Source organism: Thalassovita sp., assembly GCF_963691685.1.
GTDB lineage: Bacteria > Pseudomonadota > Alphaproteobacteria > Rhodobacterales > Rhodobacteraceae > Thalassobius.
This window is the reverse complement of record NZ_OY829290.1, coordinates 1365878-1384778: the sequence shown is the minus strand read 5'-3', so window position 1 is coordinate 1384778 and position 18901 is coordinate 1365878. Positions and strand designations below refer to the sequence as shown.

20 protein-coding genes are annotated in these 18901 nt (G+C 57.0%); 5 read left to right on the top strand and 15 right to left on the bottom strand.

Annotated features, from left to right (window positions below; translation table 11 throughout):
- The first annotated feature begins 1 nt into the window (after position 1).
- Genes ACORLH_RS06725 through ACORLH_RS06705 form a run of 5 tightly spaced genes read left to right on the top strand, consistent with a single transcriptional unit; the run spans position 2 to position 4189 of the window.
- Positions 2-697 carry a TrbG/VirB9 family P-type conjugative transfer protein gene (locus ACORLH_RS06725; RefSeq protein ID WP_321831871.1) on the top strand — a complete coding sequence of 232 codons (696 nt, stop codon included), beginning with the start codon at positions 2-4 and terminating at the stop codon, positions 695-697.
- Entirely contained in the window at positions 690-2003 is a 1314-nt protein-coding gene (locus ACORLH_RS06720) for a TrbI/VirB10 family protein (RefSeq protein ID WP_321831870.1), read from the top strand. Before ACORLH_RS06725 ends, ACORLH_RS06720 begins: the two co-directional genes overlap by 8 nt.
- A gap of 2 nt (positions 2004-2005) precedes the next feature.
- The gene (locus ACORLH_RS06715) at positions 2006-3001 is read left to right on the top strand and encodes an ATPase, T2SS/T4P/T4SS family (RefSeq protein ID WP_321831869.1); all 996 of its coding nucleotides are present in this window, start codon (positions 2006-2008) and stop codon (positions 2999-3001) included.
- On the top strand, positions 2994-3170 hold the full coding sequence (locus ACORLH_RS06710) for a DUF4177 domain-containing protein (protein ID WP_321831868.1): 177 nt from the start codon (positions 2994-2996) through the stop codon (positions 3168-3170). The genes ACORLH_RS06715 and ACORLH_RS06710 overlap by 8 nt, the downstream gene beginning before the upstream one ends.
- Before the next feature lie 20 nt (positions 3171-3190).
- On the top strand, positions 3191-4189 hold the full coding sequence (locus ACORLH_RS06705; RefSeq protein ID WP_321831866.1) for a type IV secretion system protein: 999 nt from the start codon (positions 3191-3193) through the stop codon (positions 4187-4189).
- Between the two features lie 126 nt (positions 4190-4315).
- Here the strand turns inward: ACORLH_RS06705 and ACORLH_RS06700 are convergent, their stop codons facing one another.
- From ACORLH_RS06700 to ACORLH_RS06630, 15 genes are all read right to left on the bottom strand, one after another.
- Positions 4316-4768 carry a hypothetical protein gene (locus tag ACORLH_RS06700; RefSeq protein WP_321831865.1) on the bottom strand — a complete coding sequence of 151 codons (453 nt, stop codon included), beginning with the start codon at positions 4766-4768 and terminating at the stop codon, positions 4316-4318.
- Between the two features lie 180 nt (positions 4769-4948).
- Positions 4949-7345 (bottom strand): hypothetical protein, encoded by a 2397-nt coding sequence (locus tag ACORLH_RS06695; RefSeq protein ID WP_321831864.1) that lies wholly within the window; start codon positions 7343-7345, stop codon positions 4949-4951.
- On the bottom strand, positions 7338-7559 hold the full coding sequence (locus ACORLH_RS06690; protein WP_321831863.1) for a hypothetical protein: 222 nt from the start codon (positions 7557-7559) through the stop codon (positions 7338-7340). The genes ACORLH_RS06695 and ACORLH_RS06690 overlap by 8 nt, the downstream gene beginning before the upstream one ends.
- Positions 7560-7741: 182 nt before the next feature.
- Positions 7742-7933 carry a hypothetical protein gene (locus ACORLH_RS06685; protein WP_321831862.1) on the bottom strand — a complete coding sequence of 64 codons (192 nt, stop codon included), beginning with the start codon at positions 7931-7933 and terminating at the stop codon, positions 7742-7744.
- 287 nt (positions 7934-8220) lie between these two features.
- Positions 8221-10113: a type IV secretory system conjugative DNA transfer family protein gene (locus ACORLH_RS06680; RefSeq protein WP_321831861.1), complete on the bottom strand. Its 1893-nt coding sequence runs from the start codon at positions 10111-10113 to the stop codon at positions 8221-8223.
- Entirely contained in the window at positions 10106-11917 is a 1812-nt protein-coding gene (locus ACORLH_RS06675) for a relaxase/mobilization nuclease domain-containing protein (RefSeq protein ID WP_321831860.1), read from the bottom strand. Before ACORLH_RS06675 ends, ACORLH_RS06680 begins: the two co-directional genes overlap by 8 nt.
- The gene (locus ACORLH_RS06670; RefSeq protein WP_321831859.1) at positions 11904-12494 is read right to left on the bottom strand and encodes a hypothetical protein; all 591 of its coding nucleotides are present in this window, start codon (positions 12492-12494) and stop codon (positions 11904-11906) included. Before ACORLH_RS06670 ends, ACORLH_RS06675 begins: the two co-directional genes overlap by 14 nt.
- Before the next feature lie 174 nt (positions 12495-12668).
- Entirely contained in the window at positions 12669-12950 is a 282-nt protein-coding gene (locus tag ACORLH_RS06665) for a hypothetical protein (RefSeq protein ID WP_321831858.1), read from the bottom strand.
- Positions 12947-13162 (bottom strand): hypothetical protein, encoded by a 216-nt coding sequence (locus ACORLH_RS06660; RefSeq protein WP_321831857.1) that lies wholly within the window; start codon positions 13160-13162, stop codon positions 12947-12949. Before ACORLH_RS06660 ends, ACORLH_RS06665 begins: the two co-directional genes overlap by 4 nt.
- On the bottom strand, positions 13159-13362 hold the full coding sequence (locus ACORLH_RS06655; RefSeq protein ID WP_321831855.1) for a hypothetical protein: 204 nt from the start codon (positions 13360-13362) through the stop codon (positions 13159-13161). Before ACORLH_RS06655 ends, ACORLH_RS06660 begins: the two co-directional genes overlap by 4 nt.
- Positions 13359-13667, bottom strand: a complete 309-nt coding sequence (locus tag ACORLH_RS06650) for a hypothetical protein (protein ID WP_321831854.1) — start codon at positions 13665-13667, stop codon at positions 13359-13361. The genes ACORLH_RS06655 and ACORLH_RS06650 overlap by 4 nt, the downstream gene beginning before the upstream one ends.
- 623 nt (positions 13668-14290) lie before the next feature.
- Positions 14291-15169 carry an ArdC family protein gene (locus ACORLH_RS06645; protein WP_321831853.1) on the bottom strand — a complete coding sequence of 293 codons (879 nt, stop codon included), beginning with the start codon at positions 15167-15169 and terminating at the stop codon, positions 14291-14293.
- Between the two features lie 456 nt (positions 15170-15625).
- Positions 15626-16297: a hypothetical protein gene (locus ACORLH_RS06640; protein WP_321831852.1), complete on the bottom strand. Its 672-nt coding sequence runs from the start codon at positions 16295-16297 to the stop codon at positions 15626-15628.
- Positions 16281-17474, bottom strand: a complete 1194-nt coding sequence (locus tag ACORLH_RS06635; RefSeq protein ID WP_321831851.1) for an MvaI/BcnI family restriction endonuclease — start codon at positions 17472-17474, stop codon at positions 16281-16283. Before ACORLH_RS06635 ends, ACORLH_RS06640 begins: the two co-directional genes overlap by 17 nt.
- On the bottom strand, positions 17474-18895 hold the full coding sequence (locus tag ACORLH_RS06630; RefSeq protein WP_321831849.1) for a DNA (cytosine-5-)-methyltransferase: 1422 nt from the start codon (positions 18893-18895) through the stop codon (positions 17474-17476). Before ACORLH_RS06630 ends, ACORLH_RS06635 begins: the two co-directional genes overlap by 1 nt.
- Between the last annotated feature and the right edge of the window lie 6 nt (positions 18896-18901).

Below are 18901 nucleotides of genomic sequence, written 5' to 3'. Positions count from 1 at the left end.
AATGCGCCGCCTGTTCCTGATCCTCGCCTTCCTAATTCCGTTTGCTGGCACCGCCTATGCAGAAACCCAGCCGCGCCAAGGCCCCTATGATGCACGCGTCCGGCTGGCCACCTATCAGGATGGACAGGTCTACCGCATCCGCACCAGCCTGACCCATGTGACCAGCATTGAATTCGGCCAAGGCGAGACCATCCGCTCGATCATTGCGGGCGATACCGAGGGCTTCCTTCTGGACGGCGTGCCTGGTGGCCAGGCCTTTGCGATCAAGCCCGTCACGCGCGGCGCGCATACCAACATCACCGTCTACACCAACCGGCGCAGCTATTATTTCAACGTCACTGAGGCGAGCTCGCCGACCTTTTACGTTATCCGTTTCACCTATCCTGAGTCCGCTCCCCATCAATCCCGAGTGGCGGCAAGCCAACCTGCAAACCATGCCTATGGCGTCAGCGCACGATCTGAGATCACCCCACGGGAAATCTGGGATGACGGCGCATTCACCTACTTCCGCTTTGCAGCGAGTGCGCCGTTGCCCGCGATTTTTCGTTGGTCAAACGGCAATGAGCGCAGCGTGAATGCGCTCGCGCGACCGGATGGCGTGATCCGCGTGTCAGGTGTCAGCGATCGATGGGTTCTCAGGCTTGGCGAGGACGAGATCTGCGTCCAAGAGATGAGCGAGGCAAATCAGAATGAGTGAAACAGCAAATCTCAAGAAACGCCTCGAAGCACTTGAAGGAAAACCACAAAACCGAAAATCGCGACCGTCATTTTTCGCTATCACCCTAGGCATCGGGGCAATCGCGGCCCTTGGTGGCCTCTTGCTGCTGTTCTCTGGCAGCTCTGAACCCGACAGCCTGGAAACCGCGTCCCCTGATGAGTTCCAAGCGGCCGGACCGGGCTTTGGTGCGCTCGAGCCCACGCCTGCACCTATTTACACATCCCCACCGCCAGAGCCGGAACCGGCCAGCGACACAGAAGAGCTGCGCGCCCAAATGGAAGCTATGCGGGAAGAGCTTGAAGCCCTGCACAACGCACCTGCACTTGAAGCGCCAACTGTCGACCTCGAGGCACTGGATACCTTGGGCGCAGAGATCGATGCCCTGCGCAGCGAAGCGGCAGCAACGCAAGCCGCTCTGCGCGAAGAGTTGGAAGAACGTGCCCGACAAATCCAGCGACTGCAGAACGATCTTGAGCTCGCACGCCTGGAAACACCGCGCACGCCTACACCAACCGGCCCCACGGCCGAGGAACTGCGTCTTCAAGAGCTCGAGCGGCGGCGGCAAGCCGAACTTGAGGAACTCCAAGCCCGTATCGCCAGCCCAATCATCGCCTTTGGCGGCACTGGAGGCGGCAACAACGAAACCGCCGCGCAGCAGCGGCGGCTTGATGGCGACACAGACTTTGTCCGCAATGGCGCTGAACCCGCAGACGTGACGCAAGCCCAGTTGATCGTGAACCCGTCAAACACCGTCGTTCAGGGCACAATGATCCAGGCCGTGCTGGAAACCGCAATCGAAAGCTCGCTTGCCGGTCAGGTCCGCGCGATGGTATCAGAAGATGTCCATGCCTATGACGGCTCACGGGTTCTGATCCCGCGCGGCGCGCGTCTGATCGGGCGGTATCAATCCGGCCTCGACATAGCGCAGCGGCGCGTGACGATCGCCTGGGATCGGATCATTCTGCCCAGCAACCAGACCGTCGAAATCAGCGCTTTCGGTGGTGATGAACTGGGCCGCTCCGGCACAACTGGCTTTGTCGATAGCCGTTTTGGCACGCGGTTCGGGTCAGCGGCCCTGATATCGCTGATCGGAGCCTTGCCCGCCGTGGCCGCCCAAAACACATCAGACGCGATCACCTCTGATGTGCTCGAGGGCATTGGCGAAGACCTTCAGAACAGCGCGCAAAGCGTGATCGGCGAATATCTCTCCGTCTCTCCCGTGATCTATGTCGATCAAGGTGCCCGCGTCACCGTGATGGTCGATCGCGATCTGGAGATCTTCTGATCATGGCGGCCAGCTATCTGCAAAGCTCGATGGACAAAATCCCCGAGGCGCGTGACCCAAGGCTGATCGAGCTTTGCATCAATCCTGATGGCACGCTGTGGGCGGAGTTTCAGCGGGATCACTTTATGCGATGCGTCAATCGACGGCTGTCACCGAACGAGATCAAAGACCTTGGCAATCAGATTGCTTCCGCCGCGAACACCACGCTCAGCCGAACGAAACCCATCGTCTCGGTCAGCATTACCTACCGAGACCGCCCAATCCGGGCGCAAGTCATCCAGCCCCCCGCCGTTGATGGCGGTTACGCGATTTCACTGCGCTTCTTTGCGGACCTGCCACTGGATCAGATCAAGCTATCATATCTTTTCGGCAAAGAGCGCAGCAACGAGGGCGCACGACGCAAGCGCAATGCCGAGCTGCGAGATGTCGTGGCCACCGGCGACATCGACGCCGCGATCAAGTTTTGCGTCACCCACAAGCTCAACATGATCGTTTCCGGCGGGACTTCGACCGGCAAGACCGTCACGGCGCGCAAGATCCTCTCCTTCGTGCCCGCTGACGAGCGCATCATCACGATCGAAGAGGCCGCTGAACTGCGACCGACGCAGCCAAATGTCGTCACGCTGATGTCTGACAGGGACGAAGCCATCCGCAGCGCTGATGTTCTGCTGACTTCCACCCTGCGCATGCGGCCGGACCGGATTGTCTTAGGCGAAGTACGCGGCAAGGAGGCCATGACCTTCCTTGAGGCCATTAACACCGGCCATGGTGGCTCACTCACCACGCTGCACGCTGAAACGCCTCAGCTGGCCGTGCAGCGCCTCGCCATCGCCGCCCTGAAAACCGACGTGCCTATGACCTACCAGGACATGAACGACTACATCACCCGCTCGATCGATGTGATCATCCAGGCCGGTCGCCATGAAGGCGCGCGCGGCATTACCGAATTCTACCTGCCGATTGATCCGGCCCATTCAAAGGAAACAGCCCATGTTTGAATACAAGATTGAACAGATCAACACCGCCAAGACAAAGCCTCCGAAGATCGAATCGCAGCTGACGGCCCTTGGTCAGGATGGCTGGGAGCTGGTCTCAGTGGTACCGGATTTCGACGGCGAACATATTCTGAAGGCCTTCATGAAACGTCGCACCAGCGCGAGCGCCTAAAGCAGACCGAGGAAGATCCGATGGGCGTCGTCACCTGGATGGTAGAAACAACCGACAGCTTTCTGGAAGACGCGGCTCAAACCACCTTTGGCAACGTCGCGGGTCAGCTTGGCGGCGTCATTGCCGTGGCTTCGACGCTCGCCGTGATCGGCGTCTTCCTCAACATGGTGTTTCAGTACAAATCCATGGACGGGCGGACCGCCTTCTGGTTCGCGCTCAAACTCATGCTCATCTCGGTGTTTGCCATGAACTGGGTCCAATTCAACGGTGTGGCCAGCGCCCTGATCGATGGGCTCGACCAACTCGCGGGCGGCATGGTGGCCGGGCTTGGCGGCGGCGGTGCAGGTGCATCTTACTTTGCCGAAGCCTTCGACGATCTCATCGAGGAATTTGGCGACTACCTGAACGCGGCCGGTGACAACATGCATTGGATGGCCGGTGCCCTGATCGGCGCGATCGGCGCGTTCCTCCTCGGCGTGATCGGCGCGCTCTGCGGCCTTGTCCTGATCTTCGCCAAGATCATGCTGGCCTTCATGATCGGCATCGCCCCCATCATGATCGCGCTGTCGCTGTTCGATGTCAGCAAGGACTATTTCCACCGTTGGCTGTCCAGCACAGTATCCTACGCGCTCTACCCCCTCGTGATCGCGGGCGTGTTTTCCACCGTTGTCGGCATGTCGCGCTCGCTCATGACCGAGCTCGGAGATCCCTCCGGAGCCAGCAACATCGGCGCGCTGGTGCCCTTCTTCATGATGATGTTTCTCGCAGGCGGCATGATCATCGCCACCCCGCTGATCGTGCGCTCTATCTCAGGCAATTTCATGATGGCTGGACCGCCGAGCATTCCCGGCCCCGGCGGGTTCGCCAAGGGATTGATCGGCACCAAGGGATCCCGGGCGCGGGCACGGTTTGGGACCAGGTCAAATGCTGAGATTGCGGGGGCCGGGATACGGCAGGCGGGCGGAGCTACTGTTTCGATGGTTCAGAAGGTTGCCGAAAGAGCTAAGCGGTTGGAATAGGGCTCTGGCCCACTCCAAACCTTCGCCGAGAGGCCAAGTTCTGCGGCACAGTAAACTCATTTCAGACATTCGAATTGGCTGAGTTACGGTTCAGATGAAGATTGTCGGGCTGCGAGTTCGGGCTATCTACGCGGGATCAACAACGCTTCTAGGCTGATTGAATGCGAATTTTTGAGCCTCCTTAAGTACGGCATGAGCTTCTTCGATGAGCTTGGCGTCGCGCTCCCATTGCCCAGCCGGTCCACCAGTGAACTTTTCGCCATGGAAGTAACTATTTCTCACGCGACAGACACCATTGACCATGAGTTGCGAGACATTTGAGAGTGGGACGGGATTAGGTGGATCCCACTGCATATCTGCCAGAAGGCGGCGCGGTGGCTCGCCAACCAGTGTTTTTGCAGTCCCAGACTTCACTACATGATCGAAGAACTCCTGCCCCAAATCTCTCGCAAATGCGTCCCAATCCGCTTCCGCAATCGCTCTGTTCTTGCGGCGGTACTTTGGCATTCTCTTTAGGGCGTATTCCATCGCCCCAAAATCTGCCGCAAATTTCGTGGCCGCTGTATGAGGGTTATCCATGGAAGACCTCCCGATAGTTTGAATCTGTCCGCACACCTAGCAGACTAAGATGCTGCATTCACCATATCCGATCGACGTCCAAACCGGTCTATCTGCACTTCTGCTCAGACTTTGCGGTCGCTCCGGCTTTTCTGCCAATCGCGTGATTTGCGAATTCAGGTTAAGCATGTCTTGCATCACTTAAGTTTTCCAAGGCAATCGAGACTTCCCACACTTACACGAAATCGCTTTCTCACCGGGCACATCGACATCTGCGCGAATATGGCGGCCACAATGCTCACAGACAAAGAGGGCGACCAGCTTCTCGATATCTTCCAGCAACACATCGATGTCCTCGCCGACAATTTTGTCGGCGTTATCGTGAGAGACCAGATTGGCGATGAGGGCCGATCCTGCCAGATCGGAGAAGATTTGCGTATCCAGTAGATCGGGCGACTTGTCCTTCAAGGTCGATCGCAGCGCACTGATCAGCTCATCCGACATGCGTTTTTCGTTAACGTCGTTGAAGCGGAAGGCCACTTTCACCTCAAGAGCCTGGCAGATATTCTTGAGCACAAGCTCCAGTAGTTTGCGTAGGTCGTTTGTGACGTCTTCCTTGCCCTTCTTCTGTTCGATGATTTCCTTCAGAGACGCGGGGCTGTTTTCGATAAGGATGCCATTTGCACCGTCTGACCGGACCTCGTGAAAAATCCAGCCATGCTGCCCCATCTCCCTCTTGATGATGTCGAACCAGATGTTCTCGTGCGTGAGGATGATGATTTGCCAGTCGGAGAACTCGTCGCGCAAAAGGCGTAAGAGCCTGCGCCGATGCGATGTATCGAAGCTTGTGACGATATCATCCAGCACCAGGAACTTGGCGTGCTTGTTGAAGATGCGAGCGTTAGCGAGGAACAGAACCACCCCAAGACTATTCAGGTGGCTTTCGCTTAGGTACTTGCGTGGCGGCTGGGTCGCCTTGCCATGGAACGCGTATTGGAACTCGACACCTTCATCGCCGACCATAGTCAGGCGCACTTTGTCGACGCTCTCTTTGGGATGAAGCGCCGCGTAGAACTTCCCGACATCATCGCTGATAGTATCCAGTACAGCCTGCAGCGCCCCGTTCTGAACCTTGATGAAGTCATCCAGCATTGAGGAAAGCGTAATGATTTGGGCTTCGTAAGCACCCCTAATGTTTTGATAGCTTTCAAAGTCGTTCACCTGATCGCTGACGGTTTTGAGCCTTATCAGCGCAGCGGCGACCTTCTTCTCCAGCTCCGTGAGCTGCAGCTTCTTCGCGGCTTTTTTGGCTTGCTCCGAAGCCGTTTCCGATTCTGCACGCAACGCCTTCAGTTCGGCGTCGAAATCGGCGGGGGCCTCGAAAACCTTCTTGTCATCAAAGGCGGATTTCAGATCTTTCAGATAGTCGCGCAGCTTGAGGCGCGCAGACTTAACAGCCTCGATCAGCGAAGAAAAATCATCCAGATCGGAATACGTCTCCATGATGGCTTTCGTCTTAAGGCCCGCATTGGTGATGGTCTCGGCAAGAGTATCCTTGAGCGAGCCAGCTTCATCGAGCCGCTTCTGCAACGCCTCTAACGCTTCAAGGCGCTTGCCGACCTCTTCCTGGAGTTGGGCAAGCTCAAAGGGCTCCAGGCAAAACGGGCACTGCGGATCAGTAAAGACTTTATCATCCAGGACGGCCTTGCCGCGCATCAGAAAGTCACTGAGCCGAAGCTTGTTGACGTTTTCGCTCTCCTTTGCGAGGGCGTTATATTTATCCGTAAATGCCGTGGCATCATCCGAGAGTTGATCAATGTCGGCGACAAGATCACTGCAAGCTTTTTCAAGCTGCGCGAGTCTCTCTGCCAGTCGTATCTTTTCCTCACTACTGCCCTGTCCCCGAAGCTCTTCTAAAGCCTCATTGTAGGACTCTTCGTCAGTAACTTCTGTCTTAAGATCAAATGGATTCGTGACCTTAGCGGCTACGCCGTAGAATTCCTTTCTGTTTGGAACAACCTGTTCTACTTCCGCGATCATCCCGGATTGAAGGCGCTGAATCTGCTGCTTTGCGGTCGTGTATTCAGTTTCCTTTTCAAGCTGGTTCTTTGTTTGCAAAAGGACATTTCTAAATTTCGTGATCTCGCTATAGCCGATAATATCGGCAATGGCCTCACGCTTCCCGCCTTTTGTTTTGTCGAGAAAGTTAACAATATCGGCATGCCTGAGAATGATATTGTCACCTTTCAGATCGGCAACAAGCTGCTCCGCATTGTCATTGGCAAAGGTGGCTGAGGTCTTCAGCGCGTCCGAGAGCGCTTTGGTTCCGTTGCGGTCAGTGCCGTCAAAAACCAGCTCCACAGAGCTGGGCTTGTCATCGGCTAGCACATTGCGCAGCGAGTCCTGCTTGCAGTCCTCCCGCCACAGGTGGTCCACGCGGTCATGAATGAACCACTCAAGGGCATCTGTAATGGTGCTCTTGCCCGACGCGTTTTCACCGAAGATCGCAACGCTCTTCGTTTTCTTCGAAAAATCGAGGGGCAGTTCGAAACGTGCGCCGCGAAAGCGCGAGACGGTGATCTTGCGAACTTTAGTCATCACCTGCCTCCTCTGCACCCGCCATATCAGCCTTGATTGCGGCCTTGCGCACCTCTTCCAGCTTTCGCAGCAGCTTGACCTTGCTTAGATCATCGTCCTTTCGAAGATTTCTGACAGCGGCCACAGTGTCCGCGTCGAGGGATTCGTCCTTAGCCTGGGTGTCGAGGAACTCGGTAATGACCTCAGTTGCTGTCTTGATGTTTTCGGTGGTCAAGGCCTACCCCCTTGTTTAATATTGAAAATATGCGAATACTATTCACACAAATGTACAATCTTAGCGAGCAAGAAATCAAGTTTGTTCGCGGCGTTGCGGGCATCTACTTCATCTATTTGACCGAAAGTGAAATCGCGTATCCCTTCGCGAACTCAAAGCTGATTTACATTGGGATGAGCGAGTCAAAACAAAACAGCCTTTTCAAGAGGCTTGGCGGCCATTTGTCCGGCCAATCCGGCAACGTGGGAATTAGCAACTACGCAAAGACGCAGAGGGTGAAGTTTACGTACTACTCTGCTGATGTTCTCAGGAACTACGGAAGTGAGAACCTTTTTGACATTGAAAGCTTCTTCTTGAGTGATTTTCTCAATCACTATGGTTGCTTCCCCATTTGCAATGGCCAGTCTGGTCACAAGCCGTCTGAACATTCGAATCCTATTGCGGCGGACGTTGATTGGTCGTTCTTCAACTGAGGAATGCCACTGGCTTGCGTCAAATCCAGCGTTCAAGTCTTTGTAGACTGAGACGAGAGGCTTCAAAATTTTCAGTGTGTTTGGCAGGAGTAGGCTACGCTTCTGCAAAGCGTGCTTCGATTCATTGCTTGCTTTTCAGGATGTCTCCAACCCACAGCGCAGCGTCGGCGAAGGTCCGGTTTCCGCCCTCATCCCCGAGCAGCCTCTTCCATGAACCGTTCCACCCTTTCAGTTCCAGCCTGATAATCCCCCAAACTGGCCTGATCACCTGACTGTACACTTTGACCGCCGGACGCCAAATCCTCAATCTCATCGCGCCGTTTCCCACCACCTCCAGAGCCGTCACTTGAAACCGCCCTCGGCATCTCAAGCGCTCCAATCTTCGCTTCCAGTGCCTTGATCTGCCCTTGCAGCCCGCGCATCTGGTCACCAGCTGACGGATATGGCAGATCGCCGGTCTGCTTGTCGAAGATCTGCTTAAAGAACCGGTCGCCATAGTATTTGATCCGCTTGGCGCGCACGGGCATTTGCGCGTCGACCACCAGAACAATGTCATCAAGATCCATGCGACGGGCCTCATCCTCAGGTAACAAAGGCGTCTCTTCCGTCCGTTCAGACATGCTGCGACCGACGAAGGGGTTTCGGCCGACATAACGCGAACGGGTCACAACGCGTTTGGTGGTTTTGCCAACCGCTTTGCTGAGCTCTTCGATGGTCTTTTCATCTGAGGGGGTCAGATAGAGCTTGATGCCCGCGTTGCCCTGCAGGGCGCGGCGGGCATTTTCACCATAGATCTCGTCCAAAGCCGGGATCGTCTGAGTTACGATCGCTAAGTTTGCCCGGTAAGATCGCAGAGTTTCGATGCTGTCGAGCACGATCGGCATTTTGCCCAGGCGATTGAACTCATCGAGCATGATCATCACCGGCCAGGGCTCGTCCTTGCCGGGTTCGTGGTCTTGAAGGGATGCGAGCAAGTCTGAGAAAAACAGACGGATCAGCGGCGCGAGGGGTTTCACCATGAGTGGTTCAACCACAAGATATACCGAAAACGGCGTCTTTCGGATGTCGCGAAAATCGAAGTCCGACGTTGCGGTCGCACGGTCGATGGCCGGGTTTGACCACTGCTTGAGGCCAGATGTCATCAAGAGCGACAGGTAGGATGTCAGCGTGTCGTTGTTGGTCGAGGCCATGCGCATGAAGATCAGCTTGGCGGCTGGATTGACCACTTCGTCGGCGCGGCGGCGATACTCTTTCTGCTTGTCGCCGCCAGAGGCCGTAATGCGGTAGATCTCTCCCAAGGTCGGCCGCTTTCGCTCAAAAGCCAAAAGTCCTGCCGCCACGAATAGATCAATGCCGCCATCGAGGAGCCCTTGCACCCGGTCGTTATCAGCTTGCAAGAACAGCGAGGCCAAGAGTTGCAGCTCCATCTGCTGGCGGTCGACGTTGTCCAGCGCCGATATGCGCAGCAGAGGATTGTACCGGTGGGAGCGGCCGTCCTTCCAATCAGTGGGCGCAAACCGGAACACCTTGTCGCCCTGCGCTGCCCTGTGGCGGGCCGTTGCCTCAAAGTTCTCGCCCTTCACGTCCAGCACCACAGCACTACCCTGATAGGTCAGAAGGTTCGGGATGACGAAGCCAGTTGTTTTGCCGCGTCCGGTCGGGGCGACGATCAGGGCATGGGGGAATACTTTGGACATCACGAAGGGTTTGCGGCTCTTGGGCTTGCCCATTTTGCCCAGGACAAAGCCGTGGCCGGGCTTTCCGAAAAAGCCGTTTCGCTTCATCTCAGACATATGCTGCCAGTGGGTTTCACCGAATTTTGTCAAAGCGTCGTTCATCAAAACAGCGCTGAGCAAAACACCGGCTCCAGCGCAGATACCAATGATCAAGTGCACGACCTGCATATCGCCCGGCTGGCTTGCTCGATAAGCCACATAACCGCGTGCCAGCATCAGGAAATCGATATCGCTCCCGACCCCGTACCAATGGAACGTTAGAAAGGCCGACGCCAGAACATAGCCCAAAGATGCACCGAGCAAGGCAAAGCTGAAGACGCCAAGCGCAATCCTGGTTTTATCCATGGGTCACGCCTTTTTCGCCGTCGATTTCTACGTGCCGCTGGTGCTGCACTTCAATCTCTTCACTGGCGATTTCGTCTAGCACATGTTCCATTGCGACGGAATTCGCCAGCTCTGGTTCACTCTGCAGATAGGCCTTGGCCACATAAAGACGGTCAAGCCGATCTTCGACGTGATCTTCCAAAGCGCTTTCATCACCGATGGCAAGATCAGCGGCGCGGTCATCACCAACCAGCTCATTCAGTTCCTGGCGCAGTGTGTCACGCTCCAAATCATCGCGGAATGGATCTGAAGCCGGATCCTGCCGCAAGCGCTGAAGAGCATCGGACGCGACTGGCGGCAGGCTCTCGACCGGCGAACGGTCATGTTCAACCACCTCGGTTGTCCCTGCATCACGTAATACCTCTGCCTCATTCAGTAGACGCCCCAACTCACCATGCAGCTCATCCAGGCGATCAACAGCTTTTTCCAAATCGTCACGCTTAGACAGGTCGAGCCCTTCGGTTTCAGCGATAGCAACCAAATCCCGGCTAAGCCATTGTCGCTCCAGCGCCGCATTCTGCGCACCAATCTCGATACGGGACACAACTTCCTGCCTAGAAATACCGGTGTCTTTCAACGCCAGTTGGAGCCGATCCGCCACGGCATCACTGCGCAGCTTATCCTGTAGCTGGTCCGCAATATTCTCGGCCGAATAGATCCCGCCGCCAGACGGGGTTTCCAGCAAAGTGTGAGAACGCACGCCGATCGGGCTGAGGTGAGAGATTGAACGATAGATCTCGTTCAGCTCCTGCTCCAGCGCTGCGCGCCGGTCCGGCGGAGCATCGGCCACCACTTTTTCGGCCTGCTCAATCTTGCCGTGGAACGCATCCACGACCTCGTCAAAGGAATACTGTTCCTCGGCCATGCCATATACCTTTCCATCTGCTTCAATTGGTTTGCCCTGCACTAGAAGCGTCGCTGCCTTCTCCAAGGCAGCCGCAATGTCGTGCTGATTTTCGCGCGAGGCTTCTGCTGCCAGCCCGCGATAGAGCCGCGCATTCTGAGCCACTTCCGCCAAGGCGCGGTCAAGCTCATGCCCTACGCGATCCCTTTCCGTCAGTTCTGTTACCGTGGTTCCCGCGCGACGATGTTCTTTGTCACTTGGGCTTTTCGTTGTGATCCCGCGCCCGAGTTTTCGGGTGGCCTCAAGCCGTAGCCCATAGCGATCCGACACTTCGACCATGGCCTCGCGAAAGCTGTCGTAGTTGAAGTGATGCCTCTGCTTGAGAAAGAAAAACTCTCCATCCTTGCTACGCCGGTTCAAGACGATATGCGCGTGTGGATGGTCCCGGTCCTCATGCACTGCCGCGATGTAATCAAAGTGGCTGCCTTCCCCCTGAAAGAACCGCTCGCAGATCTCGCGTGTGATTTCAGCGACATGCTCGCCGCGCGTGCCAATCGGAAAGGCCATCAAGAGGTGCGAGGTATGCCCCAGCTTTGGGTGAAACCCCTCATTCCATTGCGCCGAAAACCGACGCGTGACCTGTTCGATCTCTTTGGCTGACAGGATGCTCTGGCCGTCATAGGTGCCACGACTGTCTATGATGAAGCTCGACTTGGTGGTCAGATATTCCAACTGGTTGCGCAGCTGCGTTTTGGTATGGGTGCCGCCATCGCGAATGGCTTTGAAGATCGCGGGCGAATGCCCCAGGGCTGCGCGCGCCATCTGCTTTGCACGAGCGCGTGGGCCACTGCCGCGAATGCGGCTCCAGTCTCGATCAAAGAAAGCCTCCTGCACGGCGGCGACGGCGCTACTGCGGGCCATCAGCAAAGCCTCTCAGTACGCGGGCAATCTCGCCAGACAGCGCGCTTCGGCGGCGCTGCGCCATGTCTTGAACCTGGTCCGCGATGTCGAAGATCAGCCCGGCCAAGGCGCGCACCTGACCATGGGCGGAATTGCCATAGGGCGGCGTCTTGCCCTGACGCTTCGCCTCGTTCAAGCGCTGCGCAATTTGGTTGATGTTGTTGCCGGTGCGATTGAGAGAGGCCGACAATCCCTGCATCTGATTGGCCAGTTCATCATCAGGGACAAAGAGATCGTTCGAGGCATGGATCAGCCGACGCAGCCCTTCCGCCCGGCTGGCGATATCATGCCGCGTCAGCACCGCATCAAAGCCCGCAAGCTCCTTCGGTGTGAGCCGGACATTCACCAGCTCAGAGCGCACGCGCGCATCGAGCTTGCGGCTTTGATCGGCTTTCAACGCGTAGAAGATGCTGCGGGTCGTGACGCCAAATTCGCGGGCCAGATCCTCGATCGGCACCCCCTCGGCACGCTTGCGCACGATGGCAAAACGCTGGTTTTGCGTCAGTCGCTTGTGCCGTGGTACGCGCGGTCGGCCCATGTGAAGTAATCACCCCTATTTCTTGCCAGCATCATACAGGCAGCCCTGTTATGGCACTTCGCCATAATTGATTCAATATTATAATATTGCATCAACTGCCTGTATTCCGTTTGGAGCAGCCATAGGCTGCGACCGCCGGGCAAAGCCCGGCCACATGCGCAAGGCATGGCACCACTAATCGTGGTTCCACGCCTCAGCATCGCCAAGCAATTGCAGCGCTATTGCGCGGGCCGCGCCTTCGGCGCTGGCATAGGTTTGATGATCCGGCAGCTCGTGCAAATCAAAGGGCTGTTGCGGGTCGTCCGGGGTCTCAACTCGGACATAGATCGCCCAGCCATCGATCAGTGCTGGATCATCACAATACTCCTGCCCGCCATCGGGCAGATTGCAGAACCCATGCAGATGCACGCTAGCTCGGCCTTCTCGGGCCGCTTGCCTGATGTCAGAATATTTCATGGCAAAGCCTCCACGTTCTCCCCAAGGAAAAATTCGTCAGGCTCGCCGTTCAGGCGGGTGCCATCCCGACTGGTCAAGCCGATAGCCGACCCGTTCCGCGTGAATGTGATATGGTATTGCCCGAGGTCATCACCCGTCACCACATACCCGCTGTTGACCGAGTGAACGCGGTTGCCCGCGTCCACTGCCGTTTTGATCTCTTCCAAGGTCATCGCAACGCCTCCTCAAGGATTGCGAGAGCCCCAAGGCAATCGTCGATATAGGGCTGCTCCTCACCGTCCAGATCGTTCAGCTCCAGCCGGTTCAACACCGCGTAAAGCGTGGCGCGCGCCTCGCGGGCAGCGCTTCGCAAGCTGACGGTATCTTCCAGATGCGCAGTCGCAAAATCATCGCTGTGATAGTCAGGGATCATCGGATTTCTACCGCCCTATGCTTCCAACGCGGGGCGATGTCTTTGAACGGCACGGTGAAGGGCGGCAGCGCGTCAAAGCCGTTCGAGCTTTTGGCCACCTTCACCTTGGCGCAATTATCCTCGACGCAGAGGATCTCGACGCAGAACACGCCGCCCAAACCTGACGGAACAACGATCTCCTTCAGCTCGTGCCGATGCTTCCCGCAATACACGCAGGTGCTATAGTGCCCGTCGATGATATGACCGCCGGTCGTGCGATCACAGTCGCAGGTCCAGAATTTCGGGGGCTGATATTTGTGTGCCATTTGTGACCTCCTCTTGGGTGCTGCGGTTGGGGCGTGGCTCCCCTTCCGCCGATGGGCTGCACACCGGCCAATCTGATCTAACCGAATACGCATGTATTCGGCGGAACAGAGTGGGTGGGGGCACAGCCCGACCCACGGCCCAGGAGCGGCCAGTCAAAGGGTCAAAGCCAGCAACTGGTGCGGCCCGCAGCGCGCCCCGCGCGAGGACACGGGTTGCAGGCTTTGACGACGCGCACGCGCGGCGCTTGCCCATTGACGGGACGTGACAGGGATGTTGGGCGGACCAATCAAATTGAAAGAAGCCTGAAGGAGGTGAGCGGGCTGAAAGCCGGTCGATCCTCCGCGCAGTCCGTTTCTCAGGGCGGCCCGTGCGCAGCAGCACGGGCCACATTTTCTCATCCCGTTCAAAATGCCTGCGCCCTGCCACATGAGGCGGGGCGCAGGCGTTTAAAGCTCAACACCGGCTTTCAAGTTGCCGTCCGGATCCAGCCAGGAACGGGCCTCGGCGCAATCCAAGCAAATACAGGAGCAACTGCCTTTCACGATAACCGGCGCAAGAAAGATCACTGGGTTTGACGCGCCGCATTTGCGGCACGTCATCCGGGGTAGGATTGCGGTGCGGCTCATGCTGCGGTCGCTTTCGATTGACCTGCGGCTGCTAAGACAAAATCGGCTGCCTTCTGCGCCTCGGACGCCGCGCGGAAAATCGCCCGCTTGTCCTCTTTGAGAGCTTTCAACCACCCTTCAACATAAGCGGCGCTTTGGTCGAATTCCGGCGCGACACCAATCTGGGCCCCAAGGAAACAAGCGCCGATTTCCGCCACCAGCTCTTCAAAGGCATAGGCTTCGCGATTCGCAAATTTCTTGATCCGCTCAAGCCGCTTTTCGCTGCCGGTCCAATGGATCACCTCATGGGCCAATGTCCCATAATAGCCTGCCGCATCGTGAAACGTGGCAATCGGCGGCATGTGGATGTGATCCTTGGCGGGGCTGTAGTAGGCGCGCGGGTCATCACTGGTGAGGATCTCTGCCCCAGTTCGGCTGAAAAATGCCTCAAGCTCTGGATCTTCCGCCGTCCCAAGGTCGCGCGGTGCTTCGGGCCGGTTGTAGTAATCCTCCGGCAAACCTTCGATCTGATCGGCATTGAACACGCGGTAGGCGCGCGCATAGGGCAGCTCTTCCTCGATGCCCAGTTCGTTCTCTCGGGTGAACGTCCCGTATTTGACCACGGTGGACGACGCTTCACCTTTGCGGACCTGACCGCCCAGCTCCTGCGCCTGTTTGTAGGTCATCCAGCGGCTCGAAACATAGACATGCTTGGCCGCCATAACCCAGAGCATCAGGATATTAATCCCGCGATACTCCTCCCCGTTGTATCGGGTCGGCAGGGCAATGCCCGACACGCTCCCTGTCCACGGCTTGCGCCAAGGCGGCGTGCCTTCCTCAATCTCTGCAATAATGGTGTCAGTGACATGGGCATAAACATCAAACTTCGGTGCCATTTGTGGCCTCCTCAATCAAAGTGACGCGGGTGAGGCTTCGTGCCCCCTTCCGCCGATGGGCTGCGCCTCGGCCACCTGATCTGACCGAATACGCATGTATTCGGCGGAACAGAGTGGGAGAGGGCAAGGCCCGACCCACGGCCTTGAACGGGGCTGTCAATCGGCCACATTTGCGAAGAAAATGTCTGCGCCGAAATCAGACGCCAATTTGCCCCGCGAGGAATGGCTCGCATGCGAGACAGGGGAAATTGGTGGCTGATTTTGGGGATGGACTAAGGTTGACCGCCCCGGTCAGGGATGTTGGGCGGACCAAACCAAGAAGGATGCCTCAATCGCGGTTGAATGCGCCGTTGGCTCGTTCAGCCGCGGTTCAACATATCACAAAAGGCACCCGAAACACTAGGAAGCAAACTCAACCGTACATGATGAATGCTTCTGTACTTGACCTAGGAACAGTCAATCGTAAGGGCAACGATGCTTGATGTGACATTCAAGACAATGCGGTCGAGTAGGTGAACAAATTTGCGCGGCATAATCTAAGCAGGCCCAATTTGTTTCAACTGCATTTCCCTCCCGTACAAGCCAGTGGGCCGCGGCTTGCAGCCATGGATCATGCCGGATATCCACTAGCTTGCGCGGGCGAACGTACCGCTCCAGCAGCCGGGCCATGTTGACGTCCAAGAGCGGTTTCCTCTGACCATGCTGGAATAGAAGTATGGCATTGGCCACATATTGACCAACCGCAGGGATGCTGACGAGTTCCTCCGTGGCATCAGGAAAAGCCCCGCCCCGATCGGCAGCATAATTGGCCAGTTGCTTTAAGCTACTTGTGCGCCTGCGCCAAAGCCCAAGTGGCTTCAAAAATTCACCTAGCGCACTTTCGTCAGCTAGGGAGACTTCGTCCCAGTCAGGAAATCGTGCAAAGAATTCATCATAGACGGCGGCTACCGTCTGGGCCCTCGTGCGCTGAAGCAAAACCTCGACGCAAATCCTTTCATAGGTTCCCGTACCTGGCTCACGCCACGGAAACTCCCGAGCGTTGTCCTTGAACCACGCGCGTAAGAAGCGGCCAAGGTTCGTAATCTTCCGCTTTTCACCCCGGGTTGGAATGTCAGGCAACGAGCCCATGGTATTCAGAGGGTGGGAACAACGCATTGAAGTCCTTCGGGTTCACCTTGAACAGGTAACCATGGTCGCCAACCGATCCACCCTTTTCCCTTTGGTATAACGTGTAGTCCAAGGTTATCACGCCAGCCTCCACTAGGGCTTCGAAATTACGCACCCGGGGTGCGCGGGTGTGTTCGACTTGAACGTAGTGAAACTCCTCGCTGGCCCCCTTACCCCTCGTCTCTGCGGAAACCCAGAACGTTTGGCGATGCTTGGATGTCAACCTATCCCTTAGCTTGGCAAGCTCCCAAACCACCATGCGCGTGGTCCTCTCGGCCACCACGTGGTTCTGCCGCAACCAATCCTTTTCGCCATCAATCGACAACACGAACCCATTTGGGTTCGCCATCTTCCCAGAGATCGTGCAGTATAGTTGCCTACGGCCATCAACCTCGTAGCCATGGGCGTCAAGCAGGGCCTTGTTCGACCCAAGCGGAGAAAGCTTCCAGTTAGGTACTTGGCTAAACAAGTTCACGCGGTTCTTGCGCTTGCGGCCTGCCCTCTTTGCCTTGATCTCGATTCCTTTAAAATCGGGAAGCTTGCTCGAATTGGCCTCGATCCCCAACAGGGTCTCCAGCGTCATCCCGATACCCGTATCGCCAGGTCGCATGGTCGGAATCCAACCGCGTGCACCGATATCGCGCAGCAGGTCGAGCAATTCTCCTGCCTCGGGTGATAGTCCCGGTCGCGCGGTTTGCGCGATTGCCCCAAGCGGCGAGCCCGGGTCCTTTATTGATCGTAGGACTTCAGGATCGCTGCAATTTACGACGTGCAACAAGCCGTCCCAAACAAAAAGCGCCAGCAAGTTGTAAGGAACCGCGTGCGCCTTGAGGCCGTAAACGCAGATACGTGGGTCGCCCTTCTTCGTGGTGGGCCGGTAAAGGGACACTTTCGTCGGCTTCGATCCCTTCGCGAAAACCATCCTCGCCGGGACAACGACCTTGTGTTCCTGGCCCTGGGCTTGGGTTGAAAAGTCATGGATCTTTGCATCGAGCAGGAAATCCCGAAACGTTGCCGTGGCATCCATGATCGATTTCTTCAAGCCAGTCGGCGTCGGGACAAGCAGACCTACGTCCAAGCCGGTTTCGTTGAAGAGGGTCAATACCTCTCCAACGCTCGTGTCCGATTTTTCGAGCATTATCCTATAGCTTCGTCCAAGACTCTTTTAAAATGAGACCCCACGCGTTCCGCAAGGCCAACCGGCACGGCATTGCCGATCTGGGTGTACTTGGGAACTTCGCGGTCAAAAATGCCCTCGCGCGGATTACCCGCGCGTCGAATTCCACCCGTGGTCCGCTTACCTGCGAAACGGTACCAATCCGGGAAGAGTTGTAGGCGCGCCCACTCCCTCACGGTCAAGATACGAGGCTGCGAGTAATGAACGTAATCATCGGGAAGCGACGTGGCCGTGATGTTGGGCTCCTGGTTGCCCCAGCTCGGTTTCAATAGGCGTTGGGAAAACTTCTTGGTGCGCCACTCTTCGGGAATTTCGCCCGCGTTGCTGATCATGTGGTCGAACTTCTCGACCACGGCCGGCTTGTGCTTGGAATACTCCTGCTCGGTCAAACGAATGCCCCGGCCCTCGTACCAAGAAGGCGCAGTGCGAAGGGACTTCTGGATCGCGGTGCGCGCGGGCCGCGGATAAGCCGTCGTTTCAAAGGTGCCGCGCTCGAAGTTTCGACTGCGCAGAACCTCGGCCACCGTGTCATCGACTAGATCGCCGAGAAGGTCTTTGAGGTCGGGAAACTCGCCCGGGCTTCCCGCCGGAAGGAACCCGCAGGCAACCGCGTCTTCCGGGTCGGCCTTGGGGTCGAGAAAGCCGCAGGCTTCCAACACGTCTCGACGCACGCCAACGAGCAAGACCCGCGGCCGGTTTTGGGGAACGCCGTAGTCCTTGGCATAGACCAACGACCAGCGCACCTCGTAGCCAGGAATGGCCCGAAACTCGTCCCGGACGTCCGGGAAAATACGCTCTCCCCCATCCCGGGTCCACTTGGAGGTCAGCAGGCCGCGCACGTTCTCGAAAAGAAATACACGGGGCCGCATCCGGCGAATTACGCTGGCCATCCGCTGGTAAAGCTGGTTCGACGGCAGGTCCTTCTTGTCAACGGAATACGACCGGCGGATGCCAATGCCGGAATAGCCCTGGCAAGGTGGGCCACCGGTCAAGACATCGAGATTGCTTCCGCCCCCGCTCTTCTTTGTTGCGGTGTCGAAAGCCAATTCTACACCGGGAACCTGAGACAGGTCGCTAACCAACTGTTCGAGCCGTTTCCCCTTCAACTCGTGTGCGTCATTGCAGTGTAGCGCGTTATTTTCCGAGAATTTCATGCCACCAAGCGAATGGTGTCGGTTCATGAGGTAGGTGGCCTGAGCGTCCTCGTTCAACTCGTTGACGAATACCGGCGTGAAACCCGCGTTCTCGAACCCAAGAGACAGGCCGCCACACCCGGCGAAGAGATCGATCATGTTGTACTGGCGATGCGTCGCCTCGTGCCGGGGAGTTCCCGCCTGGGTAGGGTTTTCGTTTACGTCTCTCGCAAGGGTTTCCTGAAGCATCTATCG